Source organism: Bradyrhizobium sp. 197, assembly GCF_023073375.1.
Lineage (GTDB): Bacteria > Pseudomonadota > Alphaproteobacteria > Rhizobiales > Xanthobacteraceae > Bradyrhizobium.
The window spans coordinates 150,087-162,945 of sequence record NZ_JADPJJ010000144.1; the positions used below are offsets into that span (position 1 = coordinate 150,087).

Annotated in this window: 14 protein-coding genes; 2 read left to right on the top strand and 12 right to left on the bottom strand. The window is 58.1% G+C overall.

Annotated elements, in window-relative coordinates; genetic code table 11:
* Window positions 1–12: 12 nt before the first annotated feature.
* The 3 genes from IVB27_RS33855 to IVB27_RS33865 all read right to left on the bottom strand — a co-directional run bounded on the left by IVB27_RS33855 (window position 13) and on the right by IVB27_RS33865 (window position 2,593).
* Window positions 13–474: a MaoC family dehydratase gene (locus IVB27_RS33855; RefSeq protein WP_247345834.1), complete on the bottom strand. Its 462-nt coding sequence runs from the start codon at window positions 472–474 to the stop codon at window positions 13–15.
* Window positions 475–867: 393 nt separating this feature from the next.
* Window positions 868–1,548: a TetR/AcrR family transcriptional regulator gene (locus IVB27_RS33860; protein ID WP_247447116.1), complete on the bottom strand. Its 681-nt coding sequence runs from the start codon at window positions 1,546–1,548 to the stop codon at window positions 868–870.
* 373 nt (window positions 1,549–1,921) lie between these two features.
* Window positions 1,922–2,593 carry a GntR family transcriptional regulator gene (locus tag IVB27_RS33865; protein WP_247447117.1) on the bottom strand — a complete coding sequence of 224 codons (672 nt, stop codon included), beginning with the start codon at window positions 2,591–2,593 and terminating at the stop codon, window positions 1,922–1,924.
* 103 nt (window positions 2,594–2,696) lie between these two features.
* On the opposite strand from IVB27_RS33865, the gene IVB27_RS33870 reads away from it, so the two are divergent.
* Together IVB27_RS33870 and IVB27_RS33875 are read left to right on the top strand one after the other, a co-directional pair.
* Window positions 2,697–3,473, top strand: coding sequence for a helix-turn-helix transcriptional regulator (locus IVB27_RS33870; RefSeq protein ID WP_247447118.1), 777 nt, complete (start codon window positions 2,697–2,699; stop codon window positions 3,471–3,473).
* A gap of 111 nt (window positions 3,474–3,584) precedes the next feature.
* Window positions 3,585–4,337, top strand: a complete 753-nt coding sequence (locus IVB27_RS33875) for an SDR family NAD(P)-dependent oxidoreductase (RefSeq protein WP_247447119.1) — start codon at window positions 3,585–3,587, stop codon at window positions 4,335–4,337.
* 100 nt (window positions 4,338–4,437) lie between these two features.
* Here IVB27_RS33875 and IVB27_RS33880 read toward each other — a convergent pair whose 3' ends face one another.
* From IVB27_RS33880 to IVB27_RS33920, 9 genes are all read right to left on the bottom strand, one after another.
* The gene (locus IVB27_RS33880; RefSeq protein ID WP_247447120.1) at window positions 4,438–5,574 is read right to left on the bottom strand and encodes a CaiB/BaiF CoA transferase family protein; all 1,137 of its coding nucleotides are present in this window, start codon (window positions 5,572–5,574) and stop codon (window positions 4,438–4,440) included.
* A 34-nt stretch (window positions 5,575–5,608) separates the two neighbouring features.
* A complete protein-coding gene (locus tag IVB27_RS33885) occupies window positions 5,609–6,757 on the bottom strand; it encodes a thiolase C-terminal domain-containing protein (protein WP_247447121.1) in 1,149 nt (382 codons plus the stop codon).
* The gene (locus tag IVB27_RS33890) at window positions 6,754–7,170 is read right to left on the bottom strand and encodes a Zn-ribbon domain-containing OB-fold protein (RefSeq protein ID WP_247447122.1); all 417 of its coding nucleotides are present in this window, start codon (window positions 7,168–7,170) and stop codon (window positions 6,754–6,756) included. The genes IVB27_RS33885 and IVB27_RS33890 overlap by 4 nt, the downstream gene beginning before the upstream one ends.
* A 9-nt stretch (window positions 7,171–7,179) precedes the next feature.
* On the bottom strand, window positions 7,180–8,085 hold the full coding sequence (locus tag IVB27_RS33895; protein ID WP_247447123.1) for a MaoC/PaaZ C-terminal domain-containing protein: 906 nt from the start codon (window positions 8,083–8,085) through the stop codon (window positions 7,180–7,182).
* Between the two features lie 9 nt (window positions 8,086–8,094).
* Window positions 8,095–9,015: an SDR family NAD(P)-dependent oxidoreductase gene (locus IVB27_RS33900; RefSeq protein ID WP_247447124.1), complete on the bottom strand. Its 921-nt coding sequence runs from the start codon at window positions 9,013–9,015 to the stop codon at window positions 8,095–8,097.
* A gap of 94 nt (window positions 9,016–9,109) precedes the next feature.
* Entirely contained in the window at window positions 9,110–9,817 is a 708-nt protein-coding gene (locus IVB27_RS33905; protein WP_247345802.1) for a TetR/AcrR family transcriptional regulator, read from the bottom strand.
* A gap of 246 nt (window positions 9,818–10,063) precedes the next feature.
* Window positions 10,064–10,522, bottom strand: a complete 459-nt coding sequence (locus IVB27_RS33910; RefSeq protein ID WP_247345799.1) for a DUF3237 domain-containing protein — start codon at window positions 10,520–10,522, stop codon at window positions 10,064–10,066.
* A gap of 141 nt (window positions 10,523–10,663) precedes the next feature.
* Window positions 10,664–11,854 carry an ABC transporter substrate-binding protein gene (locus IVB27_RS33915; RefSeq protein WP_247447125.1) on the bottom strand — a complete coding sequence of 397 codons (1,191 nt, stop codon included), beginning with the start codon at window positions 11,852–11,854 and terminating at the stop codon, window positions 10,664–10,666.
* Window positions 11,855–12,266: 412 nt separating this feature from the next.
* Window positions 12,267–12,859, bottom strand: a 593-nt coding sequence (locus IVB27_RS33920; RefSeq protein ID WP_247447126.1) for a branched-chain amino acid ABC transporter permease, incomplete at its 5' end; no start/stop codon positions are given.

Here is a 12,859-nt window from a genome sequence, read left to right on the forward strand (position 1 = left end):
GACAGTACTGGCCTAGACCGCACCAGACATGAGCAGTGCCTGGTCGTAAGTCAGCACTGTTTCGCCCTTTTGGTTTTGGACCGTGATGGTCATGGAAACCACACCCCGATCGTTCTTCTTGGCGCTTGGCCGAACTTCGGTGATCTTGGCCGTGGTCAATACGGTGTCTCCAAATCTTACTGGATTGGAGAAGCGAACCTTGTCCATGCCGAGAAAGCCGATCGTTGTTCCCTCAAACAGACCCGTGCCATTCATCTGACCAGAGGTAACTGCGAGCGTGAGAAGCCCGTGCGCGATGCGCGTGCCAAACTGCGTCTTCTTGGCGTGGACTTCGTTGATGTGGGCAGGATTGAAGTCGCCGGACAACCCCGCGAACAAGTTGACGTCCCCGCTCTCAATGGTCCGACCAGCGGTTTCGATTACTTCGCCGACTTTGAATTCATTCCAATATTTCGCGTTCCGACCTTTGAACATTTGCCGTTCCCTGTTTGCTTTTCCCTGGCTTCAGACGCGAAAAACTTGGGCTCGATCTTTCTGCCAGCCTCAACAAGCGGAAAATAGCCGCGCTCTATTATTTGTCAATAGACCTATTTGTATATCCGGTCGATCGAACAGTTCATGTCCGACGCGGCCAGCCGGCACAATTGAGCGGCACTGGCCCCGACAGTTTTGCGGAAAGGACGGTCAGTGCGACCGTATGGGAGCTCAAGCAAGTCGAGGCAGAGATCGCCGTGGGCCGCGTGCTACGGTATTAGAACGGTCAAACCGGCAAGTTTGAAAGCTTCGAACCATGCACTTCTCAAATGGGTTCTGAACGGGAGATAACAGATCAAGCCAGTGCTTGGGTCGAGTTCACCGAAGCCGTGGTCAGCGGCATCTATCTTCAAGTTCCGGCCGTTTCGCTTCGAGACCTTTAAAGAGTACCTCTACGAGCGAGTCACTGAATGACGAGAGATAGTCCTCACGTGTTATGTCTACCTCGTAAACCTCATCCATCAAGACGCTCAGGCTAGAAGTCATTGTACAAGCGGAAACGATGATGTTCGTTACGTTCATTATCGGAAGTGAGCGTATCACGCCCGCCTCGACGGCTTCTTCGATCGCTTGGTCAAAAAGTCTGTAACCAGCGATCATATATCGACGAGCCAGCCAGCGCATCCGGGCGCTGCGTACCATGCCCTCGTGCATTAGAATGCGATTGAGATTGGGATCTGCGGCATTAGCTGCGAGGAATTTCCTGATCATGACCTTAAGACGCGAAAGCGGATCGAGATCCTGAAGATCAAGGCGGCCGATGGGGAAAACGAGGCCGCGCTCATACATGAGGCGCTCAATGGCGGCCTTCCATATCTTGGACTTTTTGCCGAAGTGGTAGTGAACCATCGATTGCGTAAGGCCTGCAGCCGCCGCGATCTGCCCGGTGGATACCGGCTCGTATCCATGCCTGGAGAACAGTTCGATGGCTGCCTTGAGCAACTTCTCCCGAGGCTCTTGACGGTCCGTTTTGCGGCCTGCACGTGCCCGCGGCGGCGTCAGCTTCGCCATCATCTTCCTCATTCCAAATTTTGGACGCTAACACCCTTTACCTTATTAGCGACTACACAGACAGGAGACGATCAGGGCAGCCGATAGATTTATCGGGAAAAACGATTGATCAATTTGGGAGGTTGAGCCAAGCTGTAGCACAGAAACCGTAAGTCGATTGGTTGCACCAGCCGCTGTTGAGGCAGTTGGGCTGCGAGATAGAGTTATGCGCGTCGTCAGCATAACGCTGCTCGCCGAGCTGCTTCCGGCCTGATCACGACCATTGACGATGCACTCATTCCCCGGCTAGGAGCTACCTGTCCGCGGCGAAGAGCGTGGCGTGCACGGCAAATGTTCAGATGAACCTGAATCGCCCGCCGCAACGAGGGATTCTCCCTCACGCAACATCTGGAGGACCGGCGACATCCTTGCCGGTCAGCCGCCAGAAGACGGCGAACGTTCGCTTAATATGAGCCCGCATCGCTCGTTCCGCGGCTTCGGCGCTGCGTTGAGAGATCGCCGATAAGATGAGCTCATGATCCGCATTGCCCAGCGCCAATTCATCACCCGTCGCCGCCCGTGCGATCGGCGCGTTGAAATAGAACTGGCCCGAGTGATAGATTGCGTTGGTCAACCTGCCGTTTCCTGAGGCGGCCATAATCGCGTCGTGAAATTCGCGATTGGTCCTTACCCGCATCTCCTCATCGCTCGAGTGAAGCGCGAGCCTCCGGTCGTGGATGGCCTTTAGCTCCGCAATCTGTGCTGCCGACGCGCGGGTCGCGGCGAGACCGGCCGCGTAACCTTCGAGAGCCATCCGAACTTCCGCATTTTGTCGGATCTCCTCCGTCGTGAATTCGCGAACCGCCCAACCGCGTTTGCGGGGGACAACCAGTCCGGCGGTGGCGAGCCGCTGGAGGCTCTCGCGCACTGGTGTCCGGCTCACCTCAAAACGTTGGGCCAAATCGAGCTCGATCAGAGGTGAGTTCGGGCGAAGCTCTCCAGCGACAATCTCACGGCGCAGGGTCTCGAACACGCTGGTCAGACGTGTGGAAGGCTCGATAGCATACATAACCGGGCCGCGCCTCGTTTCGTAGGCAATATTGCATACAAGATCGCATACCTTTATAACAGAGCAAACAATATCGCAAGGTCGAGGAAAACAAGGAGCTTGTATGCGAGCCCATCGCCTCATCCGGCCGGCGCCCGGCACCGGTGACATTCCGGCCCTGACGAGCCTCATCGAGGATCTCGGCACGTCCGCTTTTCCAGCTTCGCTCTTCCGAGTAGCCGCCGCTTGGGCGATGCCTGAGCACATGGCGGCCTTCGTCTTTGATGCCGATATGAAGCCACGGACAATTTTCGCCGAAAACGCGGGGCCGGCAAAAGTGTCGCAGGACGTCGCCGTACGGTACTGCCGTGAATACTACCAGTACGACCTCGCTAACCGCCAATTGCGCGAAGCGGGAAATCAAGGGAGCTGGATTCTGAAGACGAGCGCGTCCGAGGTCATCCATTCGGAATACCGTCATCACTGCTACACCGCAGTAAGGCTGCACGATCGCATTAGTCTGTCTGACACCAGAGACGGCCGCACACTTCGCATCAACCTCTACCGGCCCAAAGGAAACGATTTCACCGAGGACGAAATACATAGCATCGGAGACAAGGCTCCCTTGATGCTCGCGCTGGTGCGTCGTCATGCCGATCAGCAAGCGGCGAGCCGCCCGAATTCGCACGCATACTATCGCGAACGTCTCACGGCGGTCGCTCCCACCCTGACTTCACGCGAGGCCGACGTTTGTGCCGCCATTATCCGCGGCGTCACATCGGAGGGGATAGCGCTCGAACTCGGTGTCGGGCTGAACACCGTCCTGACCTACAAGAAGCGGGCTTACGCCAGGCTCAACATCTCGTCGCAGAACCAGTTAATGCGTCTCGTTCTCAACTGACTCGGCACCGGTTGATGCCGGCACTTTCGAACGTGGCTTGTCCCGTGTTCGGGTGACAGAGCTTCGCGAATTGCTTTGATAGAGATCAATGCAAACAACGGGAAGCATCCAATGAGTGAAAACGACCTCCTGGCCGGCCGCCTCGCAGTCATCACGGGGGGTAGTAGCGGGATCGGCGCCGCGACCGTCCAACTCCTCGCCGACGCCGGCGCAGACGTCATCATCGGTTATCATCACAGCAAGGAGCGCGCCGACGCTCTCCTTGGCAGCCTGCCCCGCGGATCGCACGAAGTCGCAAGGTTGTCGCTGAACGATCCCGAGAGCTTCGTAGCGCTATCGGCGCACATCGCCTCGAGGCACGGAAAGCTCGACATCCTTGTTAATTCTGCCGGCTTCACTCGCGCCATCAATCATGATGATCTAGTGACTCTCACGGACGCGTTGTTCGAGGAGATCCTCATCGCGAACGTTCGTGGGCCGTATTCCGCGATCCGCGCGCTGCTCCCGGTGCTGCGCGCCTCAGGCGATGCCGTCGTGGTCAACGTGTCCTCGATCTCCGGCTTCACGGCTTCGGGCAGCAACGTCGCCTACTGCGCTTCCAAGGCCGCCCTCGACAATATGACCGCGTCACTCGCGCGTGCACTCGGACCGGAAGTTCGGCTGCTGACCGTATCCCCGGGCGCCGTGGCCACTGATTTCGTGCCTGGCCGGGACCGCGCGGCACTCGAGGCCGGCGCCAAGGCGACGCCTCTGAAGCGCGTCATCGAACCCGACGATGTCGCTTCGGCGATTTTTGCCTGCATCGCTCACCTTAGGGCCAGCACGGGCTCGCGCATCGTCGTAGACGGCGGGAGACATCTATGAGCCCTGCCTGCACACTTTCGGCGGCTCCAGCGCCTACCCAAAGGCATTGCGTACAACTTGAGCGCAATTCGATTCCTACGTGACCCCATTGCTTAAGGGCTTATGAAGGCATTGCACGTTGGCGCGGCCGTCCCTTGGGGTCGATCTCCCATTCACGCAGCAGATCATCGACGCCCACACCTAGCTCCGGGACCGGACGCGGATCATTCGCTGGCGTGCGGCTAAAGCGAGGCGCCGCGGCAGGTTGCACAACGCCCTCGATGTCAACGAAAGTCCGGCGATGACGCAGGTGCGGATGTGTCGAGGCTTCCGACATCGACAGCACCGGCGCGGCGCAAACATCAAGAGGCTCGAGTTGCGCCTGCCATTCGTCGCGCGTTCGCGTACGAAATCGCGCCTTCAGCAGCTCCCGCATGCGCGGCCAGTTCTCCCGGTTCGCTCGTGAACCGGCCGAGCCTGGATCAATGCCAATCTGTCGCAGCAATTCGTCGTGAAAGCGCTGTTCGAGCGCTCCAATTGCCAACCATTTACCGTCTGCGCACTCATACACATCGTAAAAGTAGGCTCCAGAATCAAGCAAATTGGTTCCACGCTCGGACGTCAGGTTGCCCGCCGCCGCCATGCCATAGATGGCAGCCATCAGCGACGCAGTGCCGTCAATCATCGCCGCATCGACCACCTGCCCTAGACCTGAATGCTGACGCTCCACCAAGGCTGACAAGATTCCCAACGCCAGATACAGCGCGCCGCCAGCAAAGTCGCTTACCAGATTGAGCGGAACGGTCGGGGGCTGACCCTTGCGGCCTATCGCATTCAATGCGCCGCTCAATGCCAGGTATGTGATGTCATGCCCGGCTCGCATGGCCAGCGGACCGTCTTGTCCCCAACCAGTCATGCGGCCGTAAACCAGCTTCGGATTGACCGCCATGGCGGGCTCCGGTCCGATTCCGAGCCGCTCAGCGACTCCGGGACGGAAACCTTCAATCAGCACATCGGCTTTGCTCACTACGCTGAGCACAAAATCACGGGCATCGCTGTTCTTAAGATCGAGTTGCAGCGATGGGCGCCCGCGTAGAATTATGTTGCAGCCGCGAGGAAGATCATCGACAAGATCGGGGCTTCCATCGCGCTCGATGCGAAGTACGGATGCACCGAGGTCGGCTAACAACATCGTGCACATTGGCGCCGGGCCAATTCCAGCAATCTCAACAACGCGGATTCCGCTCAACGGTCCCATTTTCTCATGCTCCGCAACGATCCGCGAAACGCACTTAGGGAACGACGTTGCCGAGCACGATAGTGCTGCTTACGCTGAACATTCCGCCGACACCATGGGCCACCGAGATCTTTGCGTTTGGGACCTGAGCAGGCGCAATTCCTCGAACTTGGCGAACACTTTCCTGCAACGCGTACATGCCGTACATGCCCGAATGCATATAGCTTAGTCCGCCCCCATTCGTGTTTACGGGCAGGGAGCCGCCGGGTGCCGTATGGCCGTCCGCAATCATGTCCGCCGCTTCACCGCGTCCGCAGAAGCCCAGATCCTCCAATCCATAGAGCGGCAGGTGAGCGAAGGCGTCGTAAATCATCAGGTGATCGACGTCGTCGTGGCTAATACCGGCGTCTTTGAATGCCGCCGCGCCCGATCTTCTGAAGGCCGCCGAGGACGTAAAGTCTTCCATCTGACTGATCATCGTCGTCTCGCTCGCTTCGCCCGCCCCCAACACGTAGACCGGGCTGCTGGAGAATTCGGTGGCGCGCTCCGGCGCAGTGATGATCAATGCCCCGCCTCCGTCAGTCTGCGGGCAGCACATCAGCAGCGTGAAAGGATAGGCAACCATGCGAGAGGCGAGCACGTCGTCGACGGTGATCGGGTCTTTGAAAGTGGCCTTCGGATTTAGCGCTGCCCACTTCCGCTGGATGACGGGCACCATGGCCAATTTCTCCAGGGATATCCCGTAGGTCTTAAGGTATCTCAGGACAGGTATGGTGAACATGGTGGGAGCGCCCACAACTCCGAACGGCGCCTCGAATTGACCGACCAGACTCATGGGTTGGGGGGGCCAAGGAAAGAAGGGGGCTGGTACCCTCGATTTTCCGCTCTCCCCGTGAGTGATGAGCACGGTGCTGCACAGGCCCTGACGGATCGCGGCGACGGCATGACGCACGTGCATCATGAACGAGCATCCACCGACGGCCGTACCGTCGATCCAGCTCGGCTTGATGCCAAGATAGTGCGCCAACAGGACAGGATCTTCGCCTGCCGTGGCCAGGCCATCGATTTTTCCGGCGGAGATTCCGGCGTCCGCGAGCGCATTAAGCGCTGCGTCAGCGTGAAGCTGCAACTGCGACATGTCCGGCACGACGCCGATCCTTGTGGTTTCCGCCGCTCCGACGATAGCCGCTTGCGCCTTGCTCAAGATGCTGCTCCTTGGGGTTCGAATAGCGGGAGCGTTATCTCGGTGGAGAGCTCCTTGAACGTCACGCGCAAGGGCATGTCCAACACGAGCGCTTCTGGAGTCTGCGGAACATTGACAATGTTCGTCATTAGCCGAGGCCCCTCTTCCAGTTCGACGACCGCGATCGAATAAGGCGCTTCAAAGCCCGGCGCTGCGCGATGGCTGATCACGTAGCTGTACAGGCGAGCGCGTCCGCTGCATTCCCTTGGGGCGACGTCGCGGCTACCGCATTCGCAGCAAAATGGTCGCGGCGGAAAATAGGTATGCTCGCATTGCCGGCACTGTTGAAGCACGAGACGACCCTCGCGGGTACCGTCCCAGAAGTGCTTTGTCTCGGGCGTCGCGACCGGAACGTAGCGTTTTCCCTTGTCCATAGATGTTCCCTAGTGACTGGCTGAGCCGCGTGAATCGGAGGCGGCATTCGTGGCCGCGTACTCGACAAACCCGTTATCGAGTACCACCCTGTTGCGCTCGATCACCTTGCAGCGGAAAAGGGCCGAGCCCTGATGCTCTTGCCAGATTTCCGTTTGGATGGTTTCTCCGGGCAACACGGGCGCCGTGAAGCGAACATCCATCCGTTGAAGACGCTGAGGTTCATAATCGCACAACACTTTCAGCACGGCATGCCCCGCAATGCCGTAGGCACATGAGCCGTGCAAGATCGGGCGCTCAAATCCGGCGCCCTTTGCGACACTTGGATCGGCATGCAACGGATTGCGATCTCCCGTCAGCCGGTACAGCAGCGCGCCCTGTGGCAAAGTCGACAGCGCAAAGACGTGGTCGGGAGCGCGATCTGGAACGGCACGAGGGGACGGCGTCTTTCTAACATCATCAGAAAAGCCGCCGTTACCCCGTAGCACGAAACAGCCCCGCTCTGTGGCTAACGGATAATTGCTCTCTGCGTCCCGGATGGCACGCTCGAAGTAGAGCAGCGCTCCCTTGGCTGCCCCCTTGTCGATGATGTCCAAGATGCGCATTCGGCTGATAATTCCGCCCACGGGCGAAAGAGGAGCATGAATCGTAAGGCTCGATTCGCCATGCAGCATTTTGGGCAGGTCGATGCCGATGGAGGGATCGGTCAGAAATCCCGTGTCCGTCATACCTAGGATGATGGGCATTGTCGGAAATGCCTGAAGGCCCTTCTCGTAGACGAACTTGAGTTGACGCGGATCGACCGGATCCGCACCGAGCCCCACGCTGAGCGCGTAAAGGATAGTATCCTTGTCGTCGTAATGGCGAACGACGTCCCTGAAGGGCCAGCTCATAAGGCGATTGTAGTCGAGGACCATATCGAAGCCTCAGATTGGATCCCAGCTGAACACGTCCAAGTGCGACGTCAGCGGAAAGAAAGACGATGAAAGCGCGGGCAACATGATATCGGCAAGACTTTGCATGCCCCACCCGCCGTCCCGATGAACCGATCGAATAGGTCGGGGCTGACTCATCAGAAATATCTCGTTGCCGCGCACCTTAAAGACCTGACCGCTCACGGACTTGGCAGCGTCGCTCGCCAGAAAGGCACAGAGTGGAGCGATCTTTTCCGGCCCCATCTTCTTCTGGAACATGGCCGCCCGCTCTTCTTCCCCCTTGGACCGGATCGGGACACTCGCGAGCAGTCGGCTCCATGCCGAAGGAGCGATACAGTTCGATCTGACATTGTATTTGGCCATGTCGAACGCAATTCCGGTCGACATTCCCACGATGCCCATCTTTGCGGCGGCGTAGTTCGCCTGTCCGACCGCCCCGATCAATCCCGCGGGAGACGTGAAGTGGATGTACGATCCGGAAGCCTGCGCCTTGAAGTGCGGCGCGGCCGCTCTCGAAACGTAGAAGTAGCCGAAAAGATGGACCTGAATTACCGAGGCCCACTCCTCCTCCGTCATGTTGTAGAACATGCGGTCACGCAGCATTCCGGCATTGTTGACGACCGCGTCGATGCGTCCGTAGTTATCGAGCGCAGTCGCAATGATTTGCTTGGCCGAAGCTTCGGTAGCGATGCTGTCGGTGCTCGCCACGGCCGCTCCCCCGGCCCGTTTGATTTCGGCAACGACCTCGTCGGCGACGGAGGCGTCACTGCCGGAGCCGCTGGGTGCGCTCCCCAAATCGTTGACCACGACGCGAGCGCCTTCTTTTGCCGCGAAGAGCGCAATTTCTCGGCCTATGCCGCGCCCTCCGCCGGTCACCAGCAGAACTTTGTCAACGAGATCGATCTCGCTCATGCGGCGCCTTTCCCAAATTTCCTATGTACTCACATATTATTCCTATTAGATCAACCAGTGCAGGCCGTCAACATCCACGCATGGGGTAAAGTGATTATTGCCGCAACAGGCCGCCGAGGAAAAAGTCGAGCAGAGCGTCCGGGATCGCGCCAGCAGCCTTCCGGTCCTTCATGTCCACTCCGTGCGCAAGCCTTATCAGCGGAGCCAGGCAGAAGATGAACGAGGACGAAAGAAGGATACCGTGAGTAACCAGGAAGGGAGGCAAGTCCTTCGCGACCCCCGTGGCTATCGCCGCCTTCACGATGTTCTCAAGCGCGTCTATTCTTTTTTGAAAATGCCTGCGCACAAGCCACTCCAGCCTCTCGCTATCTGCGATCGACTCCAGCACCAAAATGCTCGCAAGCTCGGTCCTCGACGCCGACATGGCGATGAACCTCCGCACAATGACACGGAGTTGATCTACGGGATTTAGATCACGCAGTTCCTGAAGATCTAATGGAAATCGCTTGTCAAGGTCGTGCATGAGATGAGTCATGGCATCCTTCCACAACTGATCTTTCGACCCGAAATGATAGTGTATGATGGCCTGAGAGAACCCTGCGGCGGCCGCGATATCTCCGGTCGACACGCCATCGAAGCCCTTTTTGGCAAACAGCTCGACTGCCGTCTGCAGCAAACTGTCGCGAGAGCTGAGGATTGCGGCATCGGGCTCCGCCCCACGCTTCCCTAGGGCCCGTTTTGGTTTCTTGTTGGGCCTGACAGCGGACGAATGCACCTTCTGTTTCTTGCTGCTAAATCCCACAACCGATTCCTCTCGTGCCCCGAAGGCCCGTCGATGGTTGTAAAGCATTTTTGAGCGACGGTACAACGAGTTCGTGGCCACCGTAATCGCGAGAGAGCTTCTGAGCACTCCTGATTGAAAACAGATCGAAGCCTCGATTGAGAGCGTCGGCCAAAGCCTCCGATCAGAGGCGACCACCAAGTAGGTATGCGTTCGAGATGAAGGCGGGGTTGATGACCGCTGTTCACAGGCGGTGCTCTGAAAGCCTCACAGCACCTGGTGCACGTCAATCACCGCGCGGTCGCCGAGGCGGGCGACGGAGGCAATGAAGATGTGCTGCATCAGCCAGCGATACTTTTCATGACCGGTCTCAAATTTCGGCGCGGTACGGCAATATACCAGCTTGGGATCGACGGGCTCACCGCGACTCAGCTTTTGCAACAATTCGGCGGGACCGAAGCGGAAGCCTCTATTTTCGACATAGACAACGGCACCGTCGTCCGTCTCAAAAGCATATCTGGCTTCGATCTCCATCAATCCGTTGGGCCGTATGATCTGGAAATCCGCGCCGGCAGCGCAGAACTTGCCGTTGATATCGCCTCTCACCTCGCCGCCCAATATTGGAACGATCCGTCGGACGCCTGTACCGATGTCGCCGGCCGAGGTTACCTCGCCGACATGTGCCGTGATGGTGAATACGTATTTTGTTTCAAGGGCTGGGGTCATGGTCTACATCCTTCGGACGCCGACTAAGATGCCGGGGAAAAGAAAGCCCGGTATTCACTTATACCGGGCTTAGTTGAAGGACTCGCCGGTGCGAGCCCTTGGTCCGGCCGGGAGGCGGCCGAAAGGCATAAAGTGGGCGGTTCATTCGATCGGAACGAATCTTTTCCCATCGAATTGCGTGAGTATCTGGTTTGAGATGAGATACCTTTGTGTAGGGGAGGTGTTTATTTTCACGCCCGGAAGCAGCAGACCGCCGAGGTCGACATCGTGGAGATTCATGGAGATAGAATTGATATTCTCCCGAGTGAGGTTGTTGCCAGCTTCGCGCAAGATATGAATGAGAAGTCGACCGTATAGATAGCCTTGCACATTGATCACGGAATACAGATTTGCGCCCGGACGATACTTCTTCATGAACTCCTTGTATTCGAGCGCAGCCGGTTCCGTCTCCCAGGTGGGGTCGTACGCGGATTGGATGTATTGATACGAAATAATGCCGACCGCCTTTTCCATTCCGACCGGCTCAAATACATCGATATTGGCCCACTTCCCATTCAAAAGGTGAAGTGGTTTCCATTTCAGGTTTGAGAGCGTGCGGATCGATTGGACTGCCGCCCTGCCCGCAGTGACGTTCAACAGGACATCAGCTTCCGTCGCAGCGAGTTGAGTGATCTGAGAATCGATCGTCGGCTCCGTAACCTCGTAGGCCGCCTCCTTCACGATCTGAATGCCGGGAGATGACGCAATCGCGTCCTTGAATCCTTTTGCGTAATCCTTGCCGAAATCATCATTCTGAAACAGGATCGCAACTTTTGCAGTCTTGAACTTTTGGGCTACATATTTCCCGAGGGCGACCCCTTCCGCAAGATTGCTGGGAATGACGGAGCTGCTCCAAGGGAAGGCTGGATCGTTGAACCGCGAACTCCCAGTACCCGCGAATAGCTGCGGGACCTTCTTGGAGTTGAGGTATTTTTGAGTCGCCGTGGCTGTTGGAGTTCCGAACGGGTTGAATATCGCAAGCACTTCATCCTGCTCAACAAGCTTGCGCGTCTGTTCAATGGCTTTCGCAGGGCTGTAATTATCGTCCAGCGAGATGAAGGTCACTTTCCTTCCGCTTATGCCGCCGCGCTCATTAATCATGGTGATGTAGGCCGCTTCAGTAAGCCCGAGCTCGCCGACCGATGAGAGCGGACCGCTATACGGATAGGTCTGGCCGATCTTGATTTCGCTTTCCGAAGCTCCCGGGTCGTATTTGCTGGGCGACTGAGCAAGGGCTGCGTTCCCTAGCAGCCCGAACATGCAAGCGAAGCTAAGGCACCTCAATGCGTTCATCTAAAGTTCTCCCCACTAATGGTCGATTGCTTAATTGCGGCCTGCGGTTGGAGACCTGCCGCCCACCGCGATCTTTTTCTACTCATTTGCACATTTTTCCTACTTAAACAACCAGTTTTTGGTAACCCATTTAAGCGAGCGTCTCGGCGCGCGTCCCCGATTGGGCCGAACGCCGGGAGATGCGCCCGGATTGCAATCGGTTCGACCCTCTAATCACCCTCGCAACGCGATACTGTTCTCTTGGGTTCAAATCCGAGCTCGTCGTTCCACGTGGCCTAACGATGCCCCAAATCGGGAGGAGAGCCAGCAGACCAGTCAGCCTTGCGCATCCTGAGGCTCTCGAACGCGCACTCCGACGACGATGTCGTGTACATCCGAAAAAGAGGTCGAGCGCGATGGCCCTGGATCACTTTCATTGCTGCGCCCGCACGCCGGTTCTCCTCCGCTCCGCGAGCCTTAAAACCTCCCGTGCCCCATGCGGCACGAGGTAGATGACGAGGAACAACAGCACACCGAACACCGCACCGGAGAGGCCCTTGGAGATACCTTCCGCGATGTTCGGCACGAAGATGATGAAGGCGGCGCCGACGATCGAGCCGGGCAACCAGCCGACGCCGCCGACGACCATGCCGAGGAACAGCGAGATCGCGAGCGTGATGGTGTAGCCGTCTGGTGCCACGAACTGCACCGCAATGGCGCCAAGGCCGCCGGCGACGCCCGTGATGCCGGCCGAGACGCCGAAGGCCAGGGTCTTGTACAGCGCGACATCGACGCCCATGGCGGAGGCCGCGATCTGGTTGTCGCGGATCGCCATGAAGGCGCGGCCCGAGCGAGAGCGTAGCAGGTTCACCGAGAAGATGTAGATCGCGAGCACGACGGCGAGTGAGAAGTAGTATAGCCACATGACCTGCGACATCGGCAGCCCGAACGGCGCGTCCGGCTTGGTGACGACGAGGCCCTGCACGCCGCCGGTCCAGTGCTCGAGGAAGTTCAGCTTCAGCAGCC